Below are 20028 nucleotides of genomic sequence, written 5' to 3' on the forward strand. Positions count from 1 at the left end.
CTGGAGGGCGGCGTGACCCTCGTCGGGACGCCCCCCAGACGACGAAACGGCCCCGTCCGAGGTGGACGGGGCCGTTCGCGTTGCGGTGGTGCGCCATCAGGGACTCGAACCCCGAACCCGCTGATTAAGAGTCAGCTGCTCTGCCAATTGAGCTAATGGCGCGTGTCGCGCGGCAGGGCCGGGCAACAGGAGAGGACTCTACACGCCGATCCGGCGCCGCGATGAGGTGGGGCCGGACACCGCGACATGTCCTCGGACACATCCAACTGTCAGCGGGAGCGTGTTCACTGGAGTGCGGCGCACCCACCGGGAGGGTCCCGGACCGGGTGCGCGCCGGTACAGGAGGCAGGGTCTTCGTGGGGTCGCACCAGGCGAGACGGATCGCCGCAGTGCTCATCGCCGTCCTGCTCGCGTTGCTCGCGGGCTGCTCGGGGTCGTCCGACGACGAGAGCGAGGCCGCGGCGTCGTCGTCGTCCGCCCCGCCGGCGGAGCTGACGCTGAGCCTGGCCGACGGCGCCGTCGACGTGCCCCCGACCACCCCGCTGGAGGTCACGGTCACCGGTGGGGAGCTCGGCGACGTGACCGTCGTCGACGCCACCGGCACCGCGGTGCCGGGCAGCGTCGCCGCCGGCGAGACGGGCGCGACGGTCTGGACGCCGGAGACCGACCTCGCCTACGGCACCAGCTACACGGTCACCGCGACCGCGATCAACGAGACCGACGACGAGGCGACGACCGAGTCGACGTTCACCACCGTCACCCCGGGCACGCTGTCCACCCCCGGCATCGGGCCGCTGGACGGCACGACCGTGGGCGTGGGCATGCCGATCCGGGTCTTCTTCGACGAGCCGGTGGCCGACAAGGCCGCGGTCGAGAGCCACCTGCTGGTGACCTCCTCCGCCCCGACCGACGGGGTCTGGAACTGGGTCCGCGACGACGAGGTGCACTTCCGCCCCTCCACCTACTGGCCGGCGAACTCCGAGGTCACGCTGGAGGCCGACCTGTACGGGGTCGACTTCGGCGAGGGCGTGTGGGGTGAGAAGGACCGCACGGTGTCCTTCTCCGTCGGTGCGAAGCACGTGAGCGTCGCCGACGCGGCCGCGCACACGCTGACCGTCTACGACGGCGACCAGCTGGTGCAGAGCTGGCCGATGAGCGCCGGCAGCGCGGAGAACCCGACCCACAACGGGGCGCACGTCGTGCTGGAGAAGTTCGCCGACATCACCATGGACTCCTCGACGTTCGGCCTGGCCGTGGACGCCCCCGGCGGCTACCGCACCGACGTCGAGTACGCCACGCGCATCTCCAACAACGGCGAGTTCGTGCACGCCGCCCCGTGGTCGGTGGCCGACCAGGGCTCGGCGAACGTGAGCCACGGCTGCATCAACCTCGCCACCGAGAACGCCCGGTGGTTCTACGACTTCTCCCAGCCCGGTGACGTGGTGGAGGTGGTCAACTCCATCGGCGGCACGCTGACCGCCGCCGACGGCGACATCTACGACTGGGCCATCCCCTGGGACCAGTGGACGGCCGGCAGCGCGCTGTCCTGACCAGCTGAGCACAGGAGGCCGCGACCCACTCCGGGTCGCGGCCTCCTGTGCGTCTCAGAGCCGCAGCCCCCGGTCCTGTCGCCCTCCCTCGCCAGCGACGAGCCGGCTGACCACCGCCTCGACGGCGGTGTAGGCGCCCAGGGCCACTGCGATGACCGCAGCCGGTGGGACGACGAGCGGTGCGGCCAGCACCGACAGGCCCAGCAGCCGCGGGACGTCGAGCCACCAGCCGGGGCGGCGCACCGGGTTGGCCAGGGCGGACCAGCGCACCCCGCACCACATCAGCCAGCGGCGCACCGGGGGCACCCCCAGCTCGCGCATCACCCGGCGGAAGAGGCCGTCGGCGTCCCGGGCGGAGACGGCCCCGGCGGCGATTCCGACGTCGGTCAGCCAGTCGTGCAGCACCGCGGCCAGCGTGTAGCGCCCGAACCGGGGGAACAGCCACACCGCGACCCGGGGCACCGAGGCGAAGTCGGTGCGGAAGCCGACCGGGACGACGAAGGTGTCCCGGCGCCCGCGGTAGGTCAGCGGCTCGAGGACCTCCCACGACTGGTCGGTGACCCGCCGGACGGTCAGGGTGGGGGAGTCGAAGGGCACGGCTCGTCACTTCCCGTCGAGCCGCGGCCCACACCCAGCGGGGGATGGACAGATGCCCTGGTCAGCCGGCCGACCACGCCATCCCGCCGGCACGGGCGCCCGGATCGGGAGCGGCGAGGTCAGATCGTGGCGGCTCGCAGGTCCAGATCCGGCCCGTGGCAGCGTACGGTCGGCGTCAGCACTGACACGTTGAACAAGCGGCGTGTGCTCGTGGGGCCGCACCTCGTGGCCCTCGCCGTGGCCCTCCCCCCCCCCGGTGCCAGACCACCGGAGCTGAGACTTGCCACCAGACACCTGTTGCAGCAGCACGATCGCCGCGGAGGGACACGATCCCCTCGCCCTCCCGGTCCATGCGGAGAGCGGCTGCCGGACCGCTGCCTCGGTGACCGGGGCGCGGCCGTGATCGCCGGCGCCCGGCACCAGCTGATGGACGCCGCCCGGGTCCGGGCCCAGCTCACCCTGGACGAGCTCTGGGTCCGGTACGCCGCGCTGACCGGCACTGTCGACGTCATCGACCTGGACGGGTTCCTCGCCGGGCTGATGCTCCTGGAGCCCGGTCAGGACGCGGTGCTGACACAGACCCTCAACGAGGCCCTAGAAGAGGCTCACCGGGCGAACCTCGTCCCGCTGTCCCCGTTCGCCGCGGTCAGCACCTCTACGGGGACCTGAGCGTCCTCTCGAGCGGGCGGAGCGTCCCGGACGGGTCGATGTCGCTCCCGGTGGCAACGAGGGAGAAGAAGAGGCCCCGGTCGTGTTCTGACCAGGGCCTCTTCCGGTGGGGTGAGTGACGGGACTTGAACCCGCGACATCCAGGATCACAACCTGGCGCTCTACCAGCTGAGCTACACCCACCATGCACACCGGGCGGCTGGCGAGAGCCGGCCCGGTGGACGAGCACACGATACCGGAGACCCTCAGCCCTCCGACGAGCCCGGGGTGGCGACCGGTCCAGGGCCGGCTGCGCCGGCCTCCAGCGCCGGCGCGAACGCCGCCACGACCTCGGCCGACGCGGCCTGCGCCTGCTCGCTGGCCGGTCCGGGCGTGGCCACGAACAGCGTCTTCCGGTAGTACGCCAGCTCGCGGATCGACTCGAGGATGTCGGCCAGCGCCCGGTGGGCGAGCCCCTTGGGCGGCTGGGCGAAGTAGACCCGCGGGAACCAGCGGCGGGAGAGCTCCTTGATCGAGGAGACGTCGATCATGCGGTAGTGCAGGTGGTCGTCGAGCTCGGGCATGTCGCGGGCCAGGAAACCGCGGTCGGTGCCGATCGAGTTGCCGCACAGCGGGGCGGTGCGGCGCTCGGGCACGAACCGCTTCACGTAGGCGAGCACCTGCTCCTGCGCCTCGGCCAGCGTCACGGTCGAGGCGCGCACCTCCTCGGTGAGCCCCGACTTGGCGTGCATGTCCCGGACCACGCCGACCATCCCGGCCAGGTCGGCGTCGTCGGCGTGGATGATCACGTCGAGGCCCGGGTCCAGGACGTTGAGCTCGGAGTCGGTCACCACCACCGCGACCTCGATGAGCTTGTCGCGGGTGAGGTCCAGTCCGGTCATCTCACAGTCGATCCAGACCAGGTTGTTCGCTGCGCTGTCCGCCACGCGGGCGACCCTACGCACCCGGGCGGGGCACACCCGTCCCACCCGCCCCAGAACCGCCGGTCACGTCTCGAAATCCACCCGGACGGCTGATCCGCGCCGTTACGCTCTGCCCTCCTGCACCGACCTAGCGGAGTCGCTCGTGTCCTCCAGCACGCCCCTCGCGCTGCCTCCCGGTGCGGTCGCACCGGCGCCGTCCTCCCTCGGTGCCGGGCTCCGGCACCCGGTCGCGCTGCTGCGCTGGCTGTGGCAGGCCCACATGACGCCGGGCCGGCCCGGGCGGCCGACCGGTCCGGACGAGCTCCGCTGGATCTACACGGCCTGGCTGGTGGCCTTCGGGCTGAAGATGCTCGGCTCCTCCTGGGACGTGTCCTGGCACTTCAAGTGGCTGCGCGACGACCTCGCCCCGCCGCACCTGCTCAACTCCGCCGGGACGGCGCTGGTCGTCGCTCTCGTGGTCTTCCACAGCTACAGCGGTTCCGGCGTCGACCGGCGGGCGCTGCGGCTGATGCAGGCCGGCATCGCCACCTTCCTGCTGGCCATCCCGATCGACCTGCTCAACCACCGCATCAACGGCCTGGACATCACCAGTTGGAGCCCCAGCCACGCGCTGCTGTACCTGGGGACGGCGATCATGCTGGCCGGGGCGATCCGCGGCTGGTGGCTCTACGCCGCACCGGGCCGGCTGCGGGACCTGGTCTCCCTGGGGCTGTGGCTGTTCTTCGTGGAGAACGTGCTGTTCCCCAACCAGCACCAGGAGTACGGCGTCCTCGCCCTGGCCGACTACCGGGCCGGGCGGACCACCGCCGAGCCCTCGCTGCTGGACTTCGCCGCCTCGCAGGGGCAGACCCCGGTCCAGTTCATGCTCCCGGTGCCCTCCTGGGTGCACCCGGCGTGGCTGATCTGCGCCGGACTGCTCGCCCTGGTGGTCGCCCGCCGGACCGTGGGGCTGCGCTGGACCGCCACCGCCGTCGCCGGGGTCTACCTCGGCTACCGGTTGGTCACCGGGTGGCTGCTCACCGCCACGGGCTTCCCGCCCTCGGTGGTGCCGATGATGCTGCTGGCCGGGGCGGTCCTGATCGACCTGGCGGTCACCCGTCGGGTGCCCGGCTGGCTGGCCGGACCGCTGGTCGCCGGGGGAGTGATCGCGGCGGCCCTGGCGCAGTCGGCGGTCGGCGACATCCCGCCGTGGAACTGGGCCGCCCTGCCGGTGATCGCCGTCGGGTTCGCCGTGCTGTGGGCGGGGCTGGACCGGGTGACGGGCACCGCCGCGTTCGCCCGCTGGCAGGCGGCGGACGAGTCCGGCCGGGAACGGTCGGGGGACACGCCGGGTCTCCTGGTGGGCGGCGGCGCGTCCTCGCGGTGAACCCGGGACGGGCCGGTCGATGACGTAACGTCGAGCCGGTCCGCTGCCGAGCCGGCGCGGCCCACCGCGGTCGACGCCCTCCCGCCGCGCCCCGCCGCCTGCCCCTGGAGAGCCCGTGCTGATCCTCACGCCGACGCCGTCCCAGACGGCCGCCGAGCGTGCGTTCTTCGCCGAGCTCGCCGGCTGGGACACCGGCGGTGGCGTGCGGGGCGCCCTGATGGCCGCCCTGCCCATCGTCGAGGGCCCGATGCAGCGCCGGCAGTCCGACGCCGTGCTCTTCGTCCCCGAGGGCGTCGCCGTCGTCCGGGTCGTGGAGGTCGAGCGTCAGTCCGGGGTGGTGACCGCGGCCCCGGAGGGCGCCTGGACGATCGGCTCGGGGGAGGGGCCCGGCGACGTCCTGCAGCTGGCCGGTGGCGGCTCGACCCCGCTCGACGGGCTGATGCGGGCCGGCATGCACGTGGCGGTGACGCTGCGCAAGGCCGGCCTGGAGCCGGGCCGGATCGCCCGGCTGACCGTGCTCACCGGTGCCGTCACCGGGCTCGTCCCCGCCGACGGCGACCTCGGCGAGGGCGACCAGGTGGCCATGCTCGACTCGCGCTCGCTGCTGCTCGGCGTGGCCCGGGCCAGCCGGCACGCCGGCACCGACAACCCCCGCCTCTGGACGACGGCCGACGTCCGGGCCGCGGTCGAGGCGCTCGGGGTCGGTGGACGCACCCCGTCGGTGGAGGAGCTCAACGGTGAGGGGTTCCCGTACTCGCCCTACGTCCTCCGCCGGCCGGACCTGCTGACCCCGGCGGCGCTGAACGCCTCACCGGGCCGGATCGCCGCTCCGTCCAGCGGCGGACAGCCCGTGCCCGGGGCCGCCCCGGCGACCGGCACCGAGCTGCCCCGGCTCGCGCCGGGCGGACCGCTGGTGGACCCGGCGGCCGCCGCCCGGGTCGCAGCCGCGGCCGTCCACGCCCAGGAACAGGCCGAGGCGCAGGCGGACGACCATGCCCAGGCGCCGGACGGCGCTCAGGCGCAGGACCAGAGCCAGGCCCACGCCCAGGCGGAGGATCGTGCCCGGGCGGACGCTCGTGCCCGGGCGGAGGACCGTGCCCGGGCAGGGGACCACGGGCGGGCTGCGGCGCAGGACCACGCCGAGGTGCGGACGGCGGAGCGAGCCGGCCGGGGGCCGGCGGTGCCGGTGTCCACCGGCCTCCACACCGCGCAGCCGCTCGCCGGAGCCGGCGCGCAGCGGAGCTCGGTGTTCCCGACGGCGCGGGCCGGTGACACGCAGGCGCTCGTCCCCGATCCGCCGGCGGGCGTCGACCGACCGCACCCGTCCGCGGAGGACACCGGTGGTGGCATCGGCGGGCTGTTCGGCGAGTCCCCGGTCGGGGCGTCGGAGCCCCGGCGCGAGCTCCCACCGGAGCTGCAGCCGCGCCGTCCCGCCGTCCAGTCGGCGCCGCGCGGCAGCAGCCCCTCCGGGCAGGGCGGGGAGTCGACCGGTCGGGGGCGGGTCCTCGCGCTGGTCCTGGCCGGGCTGGTGCTGGTCGCGGTGCTCATCGGGTTCGGCGTCCGGTCGTTCGGCGGTGACGACGGCGGCACCGCGAACGCCGACCCCGGCAGCAGCAGCGCCCCGGCCGAGGAGACCGCTCCGGCCGGCCCGGTCGTGGGGAGCACCGAGGTGGTCAACGGCGTGACCTTCACGCTGCAGGCCACCCAAGTCGACGCCACCTGCCAGGGCCACGCCTACGACGCGGTCGCCGGGTTCTTCCAGCAGAACGACTGCACCGGGCTCGACCGCTCGCTGTGGTCGGCGCAGGCCGGCGGCCAGCCGGCGGTCGTCTCGCTGTCCCGGGTGACCATGCCCGACGACGCCAGCGCCCAGGCACTGCGCTCGCTCGCCGACACCGACGGCAGCGGCAACGTCAGCGACCTGCTGCGGGAGGGCGTCACCTGGGAGGGTGGCCCGACCGCGCTGTCCCGCGCCCAGTACGCCAGCAGCCAGCAGGACGTGACCGTGACCATCGTGGAGACCTCCTGGACGGGCGAGGCCGGCCCCACCTCCGCGCTGGACGAGCTCGCCAGCTCGGCCCTGTCGCTGCCCGCCGACTGACGGCCCCGCTGCAGGGGCCCGCCACGAGCTCGCGAGTGGTGGGGGGCAGCGGGGTCCTCTCTCAGGCAGTTGCCGCGGCGAGGGCCATGTCGGCGAGCAGGGCGGCCGTCGCCGGGCGGGAGAGCCGGCCGGCGCTGTGCGGGGTGGAGTTGATCAGCCCGAAGACGGCGTGTGCCCGGGCCCGGACGGCCGCGGTCGACGCCTCCGGGTGCAGTCGGGCCAGCACGGCGACCCACTCCTCGACGTAGCGACGCTGCAGCTGCCGCACCCGCCGGGCGTCGGGGTCGCTGAGCGCGCCGAGGTCGCGGTCCTGCACGGTGATCAGCGCCGGGTTGTCCAGCGCGAAGTCGACCTGGAAGTCGACCAGGGCGCGCAGCTGGTCGACGGGTGAGTCCCCGGCCGCGGCGATCCGCTCGGTGCCGCCAGCCAGCAGCCGCTCGCTGATCCGCAGCAGCATCTCGGCCAGCATCGCGTCCTTGCTGGCGAAGTGCCGGTAGATCGCCGGGCCGGTCACGCCCACCGCGGCCCCGACGTCGTCCACCCCGACGGCCCGGGAACCGCGCTCGGCGAACAGCTGGGCGGCCGCGCGCAGGATCTGCTCCCGGCGGGAGGGGTTCGTCGAGTCGCTGTGCAGCGCGCTGTCGGGCTCGGACCTCACCCGAGGAGGTTAACCGCGGGTAACCCTGGACCGGCAGAGTGAACGGTGGTTAACCTCACCTCGTGGACGCACCGGTGCTCCCCGTCACTCCGCCGACCGACCCCTCGGCGGCCGCCAGCAACGCCGCCCACCACGCCGCACTCGCCGCGGAGCTGGCCGCCGAGCTGGCCCGGGCGGCGCAGGGTGGCGGTGAGCGGGCGCGGCAGCGGCACGTCGACCGCGGCAAGCTGCTGCCCCGCGAGCGGGTCGACGCGCTGCTGGACCCGGGCAGCCCCTTCCTCGAGCTCTCCCCGCTGGCCGCGCACGGGCTGTACGACGGCGAGGCGCCCTCCGCCGGGATCATCACCGGCATCGGCCGGGTCGCCGGCCGGGAGGTCGTCGTGGTCGCCAACGACGCCACCGTCAAGGGCGGCACCTACTACCCGATGACGGTCAAGAAGCACCTGCGGGCGCAGGAGGTCGCGCTCCAGAACAGGCTGCCCTGCGTCTACCTCGTCGACTCCGGGGGTGCCTACCTGCCGCTGCAGGACGAGGTCTTCCCCGACCGCGACCACTTCGGCCGGATCTTCTTCAACCAGGCCAACCTCTCCAAGGCCGGGATCGCGCAGATCGCCGCCGTCCTCGGGTCGTGCACCGCCGGTGGCGCCTACGTGCCGGCGATGAGCGACGAGGCGGTCATCGTCCGCGGGCAGGGCACGATCTTCCTGGGCGGCCCGCCGCTGGTGAAGGCGGCCACCGGCGAGGAGGTCAGCGCCGAGGACCTCGGTGGCGGTGACCTGCACTCCCGGGTCAGCGGGGTCACCGACCACCTCGCCGAGGACGACGCGCACGCCCTGCAGATCGTCCGGCAGATCGTCGGCACCCTCGGGCCCCGCGAGCCCCGGCCCTGGGACGTCGAGCCGGTCGAGGAGCCGCTGCACCCGGCGGAGAGCCTCTACGACGTCGTCCCGGTCGACACCCGTACGCCCTACGACGTGCGCGAGGTGATCGCCCGGCTGGTCGACGGCAGCCGGTTCGCCGAGTTCAAGCCGCTCTACGGGCAGACCCTGGTCACCGGGTTCGCCCGGCTGCACGGCCACCCGGTCGGGATCATCGCCAACAACGGCGTGCTGTTCGCCGAGTCGGCGCTCAAGGGCGCGCACTTCATCGAGCTGTGCGACCGCCGGAAGATCCCGCTGCTGTTCCTGCAGAACATCTCCGGCTTCATGGTCGGCCGCGACTACGAGGCCGGCGGCATCGCCAAGCACGGCGCGAAGATGGTCACCGCCGTCGCCTGCGCCCGGGTGCCCAAGCTGACCGTGGTCATCGGTGGCTCGTTCGGCGCCGGCAACTACTCGATGTGCGGCCGGGCCTACTCGCCCCGCTTCCTGTTCACCTGGCCCAACGCCCGCATCTCGGTGATGGGCGGGGAGCAGGCGGCCTCGGTGCTGGCGACGGTGCGCCGGGAGCGGCTGGGCGAGGACTGGAGCGCCGAGGACGAGGAGGCGTTCAAGGCGCCGATCCGGGCCCGGTACGAGGAGCAGGGACACCCCTTCCACGCCACGGCGCGGCTCTGGGACGACGGGGTCATCGACCCGGCCCAGACCCGCACCGTGCTCGGGCTCGCGCTCTCCGCGTGCGCCAACGCACCCCTCGAGGAGGTCGGCTATGGCGTCTTCCGGATGTGACGCGCTCCGCCGAGATGGCCATCGTGGCGGAGCGGAGGGGTCAGTCGGCGACGCCGGCGATGGCGGGGGCCGTCGGGTCAGCGCCCTCGGGCTTGACCTCGCGCAGCACGTAGTCCTCGATCGTCTCCAGGTCGTGGGTCGACCGGCGGACGACGGCGAGCAGGTCGCTCATCTTGCTGACCTCCTCGACCTGCTCCTTGATGAACCACTGCATGAACTGGTCGGAGGCGAAGTCGTTGTGCCCCCGGGCGACCGCGGTGAGCTGGTTGATCTGCTCGGTGACCCGCTTCTCCTGCTCCAGCGCGAGGGCCACCGGCGCGACCACGTCGGAGAACTGGTTGATCGGGGCGGCGATGCCCGGGATCTGCACCGGGGCGTCGGCGTCGAGCAGGTAGCGCACCATCATCATCGCGTGGTTGCGCTCCTCGGCGGCCTGGTCGAAGAACAGCTGCGCGGTCTGCGGCATGGTCAGGTCGTCGAAGTAGATGGCGATCGCCACGTACTGTTGGTGGGCGGCGAACTCGTGGCCGATCTGGGCGTTGAGCAGGTCGATGAAGGGCTCGGCGGCCATCGTGACTCCCGGGGATGGTCAACTGGTGTTCACCGCACGTTAGTCGGCGACACGCCGCTCGCGTGGACCGGTGGGGAAGGCATGGCTAACCTCACCGCGTGGGGAAGTCGTCGAAGTTGCCCAAGAAGAAGTGCTGCGTCGACAAGCCCCGGTGCGACCGGTGCCCGCTGCGGGCGCTCGCCGAGGGCACGCTCCCGCCGGGCTACACGGTCAAGAAGCGCCGGCTGGTCAAGGTCGATGCGAGCCTCCCGAAGGGCTCCCGCAAGGCAGCCTGACCGCACCCGCGCCCTCGGCGGGGGGTGCTGAGTGGTGTTCGACACCGTCCTGGTCGCCAACCGTGGTGAGATCGCCGTCCGGGTCATCCGGACCCTGCGAGCGATGGGCATCCGCTCGGTCGCCGTCCACAGCGACGCCGACGCGGGCGCGCTGCACACCCGGCTGGCCGACGTCGCCGTCCCGATCGGCCCGGCCCCGGCCGCGCAGAGCTACCTGTCCATCGACCGGGTGCTGGACGCCGCCCGGCGCACCGGCGCGCAGGCCGTGCACCCCGGCTACGGCTTCCTGTCCGAGAACGTCGACTTCGCCCGGGCCTGTGCGGCGGCCGGGATCGTCTTCATCGGTCCGCCGGTCGCCGCCATCGAGGCGATGGGCGACAAGATCCGGGCCAAGCAGACCGTCGCCGCCGCCGGCGTCCCGGTCGTGCCCGGCCGCACCGAACCGGGCATGGACGACGACGCGGTCGCCCGGGCCGCGGTCGAGGTGGGCTTCCCGGTGCTGCTCAAGCCCAGCGCCGGGGGCGGCGGCAAGGGCATGCGGGTGGTGCGTGGTCCGGGGGAGCTGGCCGGGCAGATCGCCGGCGCCCGCCGCGAGGCGCGCAGTTCCTTCGGCGACGACACGCTGCTGGTCGAGCGGTACCTGGGGCACTCCCGGCACATCGAGGTGCAGGTCTTCGGCGACGTCCACGGCAACGTCGTCCACCTCGGCGAGCGGGAGTGCAGCCTGCAGCGCCGGCACCAGAAGGTCATCGAGGAGGCGCCGTCCCCGTTGCTGAGCGCCCACCAGCGGGCCGCGATGGGCAGCGCCGCCGTCGACGCGGCGCGCGCGGTCGGCTACACCGGCGCGGGCACGGTCGAGTTCATCGTGGACGCGGACTCCCCGGGCGACTTCTTCTTCCTGGAGATGAACACCCGCCTGCAGGTGGAGCACCCGGTCACCGAGGCCGTCACCGGCCTGGACCTGGTGGAGCTGCAGCTGCGGGTCGCCGCCGGCGAGCGGCTGCCGGTCGACCAGGACGACATCAGCCTCGACGGGCACGCCATCGAGGCCCGGGTGTACGCCGAGGACCCGGCCCGCGGCTTCCTGCCGCAGACCGGCGAGGTCGTCGGGCTGCTCGAGCCCGCCGGCCCCGGCGTCCGGGTCGACAGCTCGCTGCGGGTCGGCGGGGTGGTGGGCTCGGACTACGACCCGATGCTGGCCAAGGTGATCGCCTGGGGCCACGACCGGGAGACCGCGCGTGCCCGGCTGGTCGCCGCGCTCGGCGAGACTGCCGTCCTGGGCGTGGTCACCAACACCACCTTCCTCCGCGACCTGCTGGACGACGCCGACGTGGTCGCCGGCCGGCTGGACACCGGCCTGATCGAGCGGCGCGGCGAGGCGCTGACCCGGGCCGACCCACCTCCGCCGCAGGTGTACTCGGTGGCCGGCCTGGCCCTGCTGCTGGAGTCCGAGCCGGCCGGTGCCGGCGTCGACCCGTGGCAGGACACCTCCGGGTGGCGGCTGGGCGAGCCGGCCTGGACGGTCCGCCGGCTGCAGGCGCCGGGCGGTGACCCGGTCACCGTGCGGGTCCGCGGCCGCTCCGGCGCCGCGGAGGTCGCCGTCGGGGACGGCGCCCCGGTGCCCGCCAGGGTCGAGCGGTACGGCGGCGAGCTGGGCGTGACGCTGGACGGCGTCACCACCCGCTACACCGTGGTGCACGCCGGCGGCACGGTCTGGCTGGCCGTGGACGGGCACGTGGCCGCGCTGCGCGAGCACGAGCGGCTCGCGCCCACCGGGGCGGCCGCGAGCGCAGACGGCGCCGTCACCGCCCCGATGCCGGGGACCGTGACGCTGGTGCAGGTGTCCCTCGGCGACGAGGTGGCTGCGGGGACCCCGCTGCTGGTCGTCGAGGCGATGAAGATGGAGCACGTGCTGACCGCCCCCGTCGGGGGGACGGTCACCGAGCTCCCGGTGACGGCCGGCCAGTCGGTCCGGCTGGACGAGCGGGTGGCCGTGGTGACCCCACCGCCGCCCGGCGAGGGGGAGTGACAGTGCTGGACTACCGGCTCGACGAGGAGACCGAGGCGCTGCGGAAGGTGGTCCGCGAGTTCGCCGTGGAGGTCATCGCCCCGCAGATCGGCGGGTTCTACGAACGCGACGAGTTCCCCACCGACATCGTGCGGCAGATGGGCGAGCTGGGGCTGTTCGGCCTGCCGTTCCCCGAGGAGTACGGCGGCTCGGGGGGCGACTACTTCACCCTGTGCGTGGCGCTGGAGGAGCTGGCCCGCGTCGACAGCTCGGTGGCGATCACCCTGGAGGCGGGGGTCTCGCTGGGGGCGATGCCGATTTTCCGGTTCGGCACCGAGGAGCAGAAGCAGCAGTGGCTGCCCCGGCTGTGCGCCGGTGAGGCGCTGGGCGCCTTCGGGCTCACCGAGGCCGGTGGCGGATCGGACGCCGGGGCGACGAGGACCACCGCCCGGCTCGAGGACGGCGAGTGGGTGATCAACGGATCGAAGGCGTTCATCACCAACTCCGGCACCGACATCACCGACCTGGTCATCGTCACCGCGGTCACCGGCACGAAGCCCGACGGCGGCAAGGAGATCTCCACGATCATCGTGCCGTCGGGCACCCCGGGCTTCGCCGTCGGCAAGCGGTACGCGAAGGTCGGCTGGAACGCCTCGGACACCCGCGAGCTCGCCTTCAGCGACGTCCGGGTGCCGGCGGAGAACCTGGTGGGGGAGCGGGGCCGGGGCTACGCCCAGTTCCTGTCCATCCTGGACGAGGGCCGGATCGCCATCTCCGCGCTGGCCGTGGGGCTGGCCCAGGGCTGCGTGGACGAGTCGCTCAAGTACGCCGGGGAGCGGGAGGCGTTCGGGCAGCCGATCGGCCGCAACCAGGCGGTGCAGTTCATGATCGCCGACATGGAGGTGCGGGCCTCGACCGCGCGGCTGGCCTACTACCGGGCCGCGGAGAAGATGCTGCGCGGGGAGCCGTTCAAGCGCGAGGCTTCCATCGCCAAGCTCTACAGCTCGGAGATGGCGATGGAGAACGCCCGCTACGCCGCCCAGGTGCACGGCGGGTACGGCTTCATGACCGAGTTCCCGGTCGGCCGGTTCTACCGCGACGCCAAGATCCTGGAGATCGGGGAGGGGACCTCCGAGGTGCAGCGGATGCTGATCGCCCGCTCCCTCGGCCTGGGCTGAGCGCCTGGAGGCGAGCGCCCGGCGGTGAGCGCCCGGCGGTGAGCGCCCGGCGGTGAGCGCCCGGCGGTGAGCGCCCGGCGGTGAGCGCCCGGCGGTGAGCGCAGGGCCCCGCCGGGCGCGTGCCGGGCGGGGCCAACGGCCCTGATCCGGCTCGAAACGTGGAGTGACTACAGCTTCACGCAGCCCTGGGGTGCTGTACACAGACGCGACACCAGCTGGCCACAGCCCCTCGACAGCGTCGTGCGCGGTGGGACGACCCACCACACCCACGCCAGTCGGAGGACCACACCCATGCTCCTGCTCAGCTCACGGCCCGCGCCCCGCGCGGACGGACCCGGTCGGAGGTCACGGCTGCGCGCCCTGGCCGGCCTGGGGGTGGTCACCACCGCGGCTGCCCTGGTCACCGCCGGCGGGCTGGCCAACGCCGCCCCCGCCACCGCCGCCCCCGCCGCGGCGGCACCGGAGGCCGGCGCGCAGGCCGTGGAGCCGGCCTCCCGGTTCACCTTCCCCGTGCTGCCGGACACGCAGTTCTACTCCCGCTACGCGAAGTCCGAGTTCGAGCGGCCCGACCGCTACGGCGCGGGGAACAACCCCTTCGCCGTCCAGACCCGCTGGCTGGCCGAGCACGCCGACGAGCTGAACATCCCGTTCGTCGCCCACCTGGGTGACGTGGTGGACCAGGTGAACACCGAGGGCGAGTGGCGCGTCGCCGACGCCGCCATGCAGGCCCTGGACGACGCCGACCTGCCCTACTCGATCCTGGCCGGCAACCACGACGTCCGGAACTCCGCGAGCAACTGGTACGACGACCAGTACGACCTGGCCGCCGAGCCCTTCCTCCGCTGGTTCGGCCCCGACCGCGCCGCCGAGCAGTCGACCTTCGGCGGCAGCGACCCGACGGGGATGAACCAGTACCACGTCTTCGAGGCCGAGGGTCAGCAGTTCATGGTGCTGGCGCTGTCCTGGCGCGCCTCGGACGCCACCCTCCGGTGGGCGAACGAGGTGATCGACGCGCACCCGACGGTGCCGGTCATCCTCACCTCGCACGACATCATCGCCGTCCAGAACGACGGGGTCTCCCCGCAGGAGACCGACCACGGCCTGCGGCTGTGGAACCAGCTCATCAAGAGCAACGACCAGATCTTCATGACGCTGAACGGCCACTTCCACGGCGCGACGCAGCTGGTCAAGCAGAACGACTTCGGGCACGCGGTGACCCAGATCCTGATGGACTACCAGATGGCCTACGAGGGTGGGAACGGCTACCTGGGGTTGTTCGAGTTCGACCTCACCAACGACACCATCACGGCGCAGACCGCTTCTCCGTGGGTGGTCGCCAAGCCGCAGGAGAAGCTCACCTCCTACGACCAGGCGTTCCTCGAGGGCGCGAACCAGCAGTTCACCATCGACATCGACTTCTCGGAGCGGTTCGGCGGCTTCAACCCCGCGTTCACCGCCGGCTCCGCCGACGAGCCCTCGCTCACCCAGGCGGCGCGGGACATCCTGCTCGACGGCTTCGTCGCCCCGGACCCGGTCACCACGGAGCTGCCGGGCTCGACCGCGGACTACCCGCGGGTCGAGGGGACGCTGGCGCACTGGCGGATGAACGGGCTGCGCGGCGTGGTCGCCCAGGGCGGCGTCATCCGCGACGTCGAGGGCGACAACCGCAACAACCTGATGCGCGTGCCGATCAGCCAGTCCGGCTCGCCGACCGCCCAGCTGCGGGACGTCAACTTCTCGCAGGACGCGCACCCGTACTCCTCCGACGGCGCGGCGGTCTGCTTCACCAACGCCAACAAGCAGACCAACCGGTTCAGCTACCTGAGCACCCGCGGGGACGCGCCGGTGAACCTGGAGGCGCTGGAGGACGGCTACACGATCGAGACCTTCCTCAAGATCGACCCCAGCTGGAACCAGTCGGACAACGCCTGGATGAAGGCGATCGTGCGCTCGGGCAACCGCTCGCAGATCGGCGTCCCGCAGACCCGCTGGGACTGGACGGCCTCCCCGGTGGCACTGGGTCTGTCCAACCTCAAGGAGTTCCAGTGGACCGAGGTCCCGATCGACACCGCCAAGGGTGACCGGACCGCGTGGTCGGGCGAGATCATGGTCGACACGTGGGCGCACGTCGCGCTGGTGAACGACCCGGCCACGGCCACCACCACGATGTACGTCGACGGCGCCCCGGTGCTGCGCAACGCCTCCAACACCGTGGGCCACGGGCTGGACGGCGCGATGCCGTGGATCTTCGGGTCCGACTGGGTGGACGACAAGGCCACCAACGGCTGGAACGGCTGCATCGGTGAGACCCGCGTGGTCGACCACCCGATCGGTCAGGACGAGTGGCTGACCGCCCGGGCCGACATCGAGGGCCTCACGGTCACCTCGCCGGCGGTCGACACGACGGCGAAGCCCGCGGTCACCGCGACCGGCACCGGCACCCCCGGCGCCACCGTCACGGTCCAGGCCGGCATCACCCGCACGGTGGTCGTCGGCAAGGACGGCACCTGGCGGGCGGCGATGGGCACCCTGCGGCCGGGCAGCTACGAGCTGGTCGCGACGCAGTCGCTGGGCGGCCGGACGGCCGACCCGGTGAGCGTGCCGTTCACCGTCGCTCGCTGACCTGACCCGCGCACGGCGACGCCCCCTCTCCCGGCCTGAGCCGGGGGAGGGGGCGTCCTCGCGTCCGGGTCTGCCCCCTGCAGGGAGACCTTCCTCAGGCCGTGACGTCGATGAGCACCTTGCCGACCGCGCCGTCCTGCACGGCCTGGTGGGCCGCCGCGGTCTCGGCCAGCGGGTAGACGTGCAGCGGGAGCCCGGCGTCCTCGCCGACCCGGACGGCGCCGTCCAGCACGGCAGCGTTGACGTCCTCCACGGCGAGGTCCTTGGCCCGGGTGGGCTCGGTGTAGACCAGGACGAACTGCCAGCGGGCGTTGGGCCCCATCTGGGTGCGCACCGGGATGGTGACCTCGGCGCCGCCGTCGTCGGCGTACATGGCGACGGCCCCGTGCGCGCCGATCACCTGGGCGTCGACGGCGGCGTTCTGCGCCGCGGAGACCTCGACGATCGTGTCGACGCCGGCCGGCACGATCTTGCGCACCTCGGCGACGACGTCCTGCTGCTTGTAGTCGATGACGTGGTGGGCGCCGGCCTTCGCGGCCAGCTGTGCCTTCGCCGGTGAGCTGACTGTGGCGATCACGGTCGCCTCGGCCCAGCGGGCCAGCTGGATGGCGGCGTTGCCGACTGCGCCGGCGCCGCCCTGGACGAGCACGGTGCGGCCGTTCAGCGAGCCGGGGGCGAGTCGGTCGGGCAGCGACTCGGCCACGGTCAGGCAGCGGTGCGCGGTGAGGAAGGGGATGCCCAGGCTGGCGCCGAGCTCGAAGGAGGGGTCCTGGCCGAGCAGCACGGTCTGCCGGGCGGGGACGACGGTGTGCTCCGCCGCGGTGCCGTGCGGCCGCTGCCAGGCGGCCTCCCAGACCCAGACGCGCTCACCGACGAGCACGGGGTCGACGCCCTGGCCGACCGCCTCGATCGTGCCGGCGCCGTCCTGGTTGGGGACCTGCCCCTCGGGGCCGGGCTGTGCGCTGCTGCGGGACTTCCAGTCGGTGGGGTTCACGCCGGAGAAGGCCAGGCGCACCCGCACCTCACCGGGTCCGGGGTCGGGGGTGTCGCGGTCGACGAGCTGCAGGACGTCGGGACCGCCGGGCTGGGTGTAGGTGATCGCTCGCACGACCGGGTCCCTACCCGCCGGCCATGCCCTGACGCCTGTCGGCCCCTCTGCAGGGGCCCGACGCGAGTGGAAGGACCCCGTCCTCCTCATCCCTCGCAGGCTCGGGACGAGCCTCGGGACGGGGCCAGGGGCGAAGGGGTCCTTCGTCAGGAGGCGCGGCGGCGGAGGCGGCGGCGCTCGCGCTCGGACAGGCCGCCCCAGATGCCGAAGCGCTCGTCGTTGGAGAGCGCGTACTCCAGGCACTCGGCGCGGACCTCGCAGCCGGTGCAGATCTTCTTGGCCTCGCGGGTCGAGCCGCCCTTCTCCGGGAAGAACGCCTCCGGGTCGGTCTCGGCGCACAGGGCGCGCTCCTGCCAGCCCTGCTCCTCGTCCAGGCCGGTGAAGCCGGCGTCGTAGACGTCCGCCAGGCCGAGCACGTCCTGCCCGTAGTCCATCGGCGTCGCCTCGACAGCGGCAGCCCGGTAGTCGTCCATCCACGTCACGTCGGCGATGCTCACGATTGGTCCCCCTGCGTCGCGTTCCGGCCTTCGCTGGTGCGGTGGCCGCGCCCTCACGATTCGTGACGACGAGGGAATTACACGGGTGGTGTTCAGCCCGGGTCAAATGTCCACCGTGTTACGCCGAGTCACAGGAGCACCACTCGCCGCAGTGGTCTCAGCGAGCCGGTGCAGCGCCACCGACACGCCGTGTCAGGCGTCAGGTATTGCCGACGGACCACCCCTGGTTCGTCCAGATCAAGTTGCCCGCCGAGACCGCTCTGGACGCCTCAGCGCCGGTCCGTCGACCACTCGTCACCGCCCGGCCACCCGATCGACCCCACCCCGCCCGTGCGCGGGAGGCTCGCGCCGGGGACGGTCGGCCCCGGCCCCGGCGCTCCTCCTCCGCGGTCGCCGGCCCGGAGCCGAGGACACCCGTGGCGGAGGGCGTCAGGAGCGGGCCAGCTCCGCGGCCAGCGGCCCCAGGCCCAGCGGGCCGAGGTCCAGCGCGGCCCGGTGCCAGGCCTTGAGGTCGAAGTCCGCGCCGGCGCGGGCGCGGGCCTCGTCCCGGCAGGTGAGCCACACCCGCTCGCCGACCTTGTAGGACGGCGCCTGCCCCGGCCAGCCGAGGTAGCGGTGCAGCTCGTCGACCCGCATCGCGTCCTCCATGTCCACGTGGGCGCGGAGGAACGCCAGGGCCACGTCGTAGGTCCACCGGTTCCCGGCGGCCCGGCCGGCCGGGATCGGCAGGTCCAGGTGCACCCCGATGTCCAGGACGACGCGGGCGGCCCGCAGCTCCTGGGCGTCCAGCATGCCCAGCCGGTCGCCGAGGTCGTCGAGGAAGCCCAGCTCGCCCATCAGCCGCTCGGAGTACAGCGCCCAGCCCTCGGCGTGGCCGGAGCACATGGCCAGCAGCCGCTGCCAGCGGTTGAGCAGCGCGGCGTTGTAGACGGTCTGCCCGATCTGCAGGTGGTGGCCCGGCACGCCCTCGTGGAAGACGGTCGTCGTCTCCCGCCAGGTGGTCATGTCGGTGACCCCGTCGGGCAGCGACCACCACATCCGGCCCGGGCGGGAGAAGTCCTCGGTCGGGCCGGTGTAGTAGACCCCCTCGCCCGACGTCGGCGTCAGCCGCCCCTCGATCCGCTTCACCGGGCCGGGGACGTCGAAGTGCACGCCGTCCAGGTCCGCGATGGCCCGGTCGGCGGTCGCCTGCAGCCACGCCTGCAGCGCGTCGCGGCCGCGCACCTGGCGCGCCGGGTCGGCGTCCAGGGCCGCCACCGCGCCGGCGATGCCCTGCCCGGGGGCGATCTGCTCGGCCACCGCCTCCTTCTCCGCGACGATCCGGGCCAGCTCCGCCCAGCCCCAGGCGTAGGTCTCCTCGAGGTCGAGGTCCATGCCGGTGAACAGCCGGGACTCCAGCGCGTACCGCTCGCGGCCCACGCCGTCGGCCTCCGGCGCGTGCGGCAGCAGCTCGCGCTCCACGGTGTCGGCGAAGGTCAGCAGGGCCGCGTTCGCGCCCGCCACGGCGCGGTCGAGGTCGGCGCGCAGCGCGTCGCCCACCGGCGCCCGGCCGGCGAACTCGGCGTAGAAGCTCGGCTGCCCGGCTGCGCCGGCCCAGCGGCGGGCGATGCCGGCGGACAGCCGGACCTGCCGGACGGCGGACACCCTGCCCTTCGCGGCGGCGTCGAGCAGCCCGGCGGTGTAGCCGGCGAGCGCCTCGGGGATCCGGCTGATCCGGCGGGCGATGGTGGCCCAGTCGTCCTCGGTCTCGGCCGGCATGAGGTCGAAGGTGGTGCGGAAGCCCTGCAGCGGGCTCTCCATGCTGTTCAGCGAGGCCTGCGTCCAGCCGGCGTCGTGCAGCGCCAGCTCGGCGCCCAACCGCTCCAGCATCGCGCTGCGGGCGACGTCGTCCCGCCGGTCGACCGGATCGGTCCGCTCGACCTCCGCGATGGTGCTGCGCAGCAGCTCGGCGCTGGCCGCGTGGCCGTCGGGGGTGAGGTCGGGCCACCGGTCGTCGTGGCCGGGGACGCCCATGTAGGTGGCCACGGTCGGCTGGTCGGCGGCGTAGGCGTCGACGAAGCGGTCGGCCAGCTGGTCGAGGGGGGACGGCGGACGCACGGGCTCACTCATGCCGGCACGCTAACCCCGGGCGCACCCGGTTTCCCGGGGTCGGCCGCCGGCAGGGTCAGACATCCCATGGGCTTGGAGGTCAAGCCGCGGTGGCGGTGAGGTCGGGCCAGGCGGTTGTCTCGTTGTAGG

The 20028-nt window shown here is 73.5% G+C and carries 16 protein-coding genes and 2 tRNA genes; 9 read left to right on the forward strand and 9 right to left on the reverse strand.

Annotated features, from left to right (window positions below; all coding sequences use genetic code 11):
* Positions 1–86: 86 nt before the first annotated feature.
* A tRNA-Lys gene (locus Q1A09_RS22095) sits at positions 87–162 on the reverse strand.
* 194 nt (positions 163–356) lie between these two features.
* Between Q1A09_RS22095 and Q1A09_RS22100 the strand changes: the two genes are divergently transcribed.
* On the forward strand, positions 357–1550 hold the full coding sequence (locus tag Q1A09_RS22100; RefSeq protein WP_299960395.1) for an Ig-like domain-containing protein: 1194 nt from the start codon (positions 357–359) through the stop codon (positions 1548–1550).
* Positions 1551–1604: 54 nt separating this feature from the next.
* Here Q1A09_RS22100 and Q1A09_RS22105 read toward each other — a convergent pair whose 3' ends face one another.
* Positions 1605–2147, reverse strand: a complete 543-nt coding sequence (locus tag Q1A09_RS22105) for a DUF1353 domain-containing protein (protein ID WP_299960398.1) — start codon at positions 2145–2147, stop codon at positions 1605–1607.
* A 399-nt stretch (positions 2148–2546) separates the two neighbouring features.
* Between Q1A09_RS22105 and Q1A09_RS22110 the strand changes: the two genes are divergently transcribed.
* Complete coding sequence (locus tag Q1A09_RS22110; protein ID WP_299960401.1) at positions 2547–2816, forward strand: hypothetical protein; 270 nt, start codon at positions 2547–2549, stop codon at positions 2814–2816.
* 107 nt (positions 2817–2923) lie between these two features.
* Here the strand turns inward: Q1A09_RS22110 and Q1A09_RS22115 are convergent.
* Positions 2924–2999 (reverse strand) — tRNA-His (locus Q1A09_RS22115).
* 62 nt (positions 3000–3061) lie between these two features.
* Positions 3062–3742 carry an oligoribonuclease gene (orn, locus tag Q1A09_RS22120; protein WP_299960404.1) on the reverse strand — a complete coding sequence of 227 codons (681 nt, stop codon included), beginning with the start codon at positions 3740–3742 and terminating at the stop codon, positions 3062–3064.
* Between the two features lie 139 nt (positions 3743–3881).
* On the opposite strand from orn, the gene Q1A09_RS22125 reads away from it, so the two are divergent.
* Together Q1A09_RS22125 and Q1A09_RS22130 are read left to right on the forward strand one after the other, a co-directional pair.
* Entirely contained in the window at positions 3882–5105 is a 1224-nt protein-coding gene (locus Q1A09_RS22125; RefSeq protein ID WP_299960407.1) for a hypothetical protein, read from the forward strand.
* A gap of 115 nt (positions 5106–5220) precedes the next feature.
* The gene (locus Q1A09_RS22130) at positions 5221–7206 is read left to right on the forward strand and encodes a hypothetical protein (RefSeq protein ID WP_299960409.1); all 1986 of its coding nucleotides are present in this window, start codon (positions 5221–5223) and stop codon (positions 7204–7206) included.
* 61 nt (positions 7207–7267) lie between these two features.
* On the opposite strand, the gene Q1A09_RS22135 is transcribed toward Q1A09_RS22130, so the two are convergent.
* Complete coding sequence (locus Q1A09_RS22135; protein ID WP_299960412.1) at positions 7268–7864, reverse strand: TetR/AcrR family transcriptional regulator; 597 nt, start codon at positions 7862–7864, stop codon at positions 7268–7270.
* A gap of 62 nt (positions 7865–7926) precedes the next feature.
* Between Q1A09_RS22135 and Q1A09_RS22140 the strand changes: the two genes are divergently transcribed.
* Positions 7927–9531, forward strand: a complete 1605-nt coding sequence (locus Q1A09_RS22140) for a carboxyl transferase domain-containing protein (RefSeq protein WP_299960415.1) — start codon at positions 7927–7929, stop codon at positions 9529–9531.
* 40 nt (positions 9532–9571) lie between these two features.
* On the opposite strand, the gene Q1A09_RS22145 is transcribed toward Q1A09_RS22140, so the two are convergent.
* Positions 9572–10102, reverse strand: a complete 531-nt coding sequence (locus tag Q1A09_RS22145) for a ferritin (RefSeq protein WP_299960418.1) — start codon at positions 10100–10102, stop codon at positions 9572–9574.
* A 98-nt stretch (positions 10103–10200) separates the two neighbouring features.
* On the opposite strand from Q1A09_RS22145, the gene Q1A09_RS22150 reads away from it, so the two are divergent.
* The 4 genes from Q1A09_RS22150 to Q1A09_RS22165 all read left to right on the forward strand — a co-directional run bounded on the left by Q1A09_RS22150 (position 10201) and on the right by Q1A09_RS22165 (position 16185).
* On the forward strand, positions 10201–10377 hold the full coding sequence (locus Q1A09_RS22150; protein WP_299960421.1) for a hypothetical protein: 177 nt from the start codon (positions 10201–10203) through the stop codon (positions 10375–10377).
* 34 nt (positions 10378–10411) lie between these two features.
* Positions 10412–12406, forward strand: coding sequence for an acetyl/propionyl/methylcrotonyl-CoA carboxylase subunit alpha (locus Q1A09_RS22155; RefSeq protein ID WP_299960424.1), 1995 nt, complete (start codon positions 10412–10414; stop codon positions 12404–12406).
* 2 nt (positions 12407–12408) lie between these two features.
* A complete protein-coding gene (locus Q1A09_RS22160) occupies positions 12409–13563 on the forward strand; it encodes an acyl-CoA dehydrogenase family protein (protein ID WP_299960427.1) in 1155 nt (384 codons plus the stop codon).
* A 291-nt stretch (positions 13564–13854) separates the two neighbouring features.
* On the forward strand, positions 13855–16185 hold the full coding sequence (locus Q1A09_RS22165) for a metallophosphoesterase (RefSeq protein WP_299960431.1): 2331 nt from the start codon (positions 13855–13857) through the stop codon (positions 16183–16185).
* A 94-nt stretch (positions 16186–16279) separates the two neighbouring features.
* Here the strand turns inward: Q1A09_RS22165 and Q1A09_RS22170 are convergent, their stop codons facing one another.
* From Q1A09_RS22170 to Q1A09_RS22180, 3 genes are all read right to left on the reverse strand, one after another.
* Positions 16280–17293: an NADPH:quinone reductase gene (locus Q1A09_RS22170; protein ID WP_299960434.1), complete on the reverse strand. Its 1014-nt coding sequence runs from the start codon at positions 17291–17293 to the stop codon at positions 16280–16282.
* A 146-nt stretch (positions 17294–17439) separates the two neighbouring features.
* Positions 17440–17700 carry a WhiB family transcriptional regulator gene (locus tag Q1A09_RS22175; RefSeq protein WP_222193747.1) on the reverse strand — a complete coding sequence of 87 codons (261 nt, stop codon included), beginning with the start codon at positions 17698–17700 and terminating at the stop codon, positions 17440–17442.
* 519 nt (positions 17701–18219) lie between these two features.
* Entirely contained in the window at positions 18220–19899 is a 1680-nt protein-coding gene (locus tag Q1A09_RS22180; protein WP_299960437.1) for a DUF885 domain-containing protein, read from the reverse strand.
* Between the last annotated feature and the right edge of the window lie 129 nt (positions 19900–20028).

Source organism: uncultured Modestobacter sp. (assembly GCF_947486615.1).
GTDB lineage: Bacteria > Actinomycetota > Actinomycetes > Mycobacteriales > Geodermatophilaceae > Modestobacter.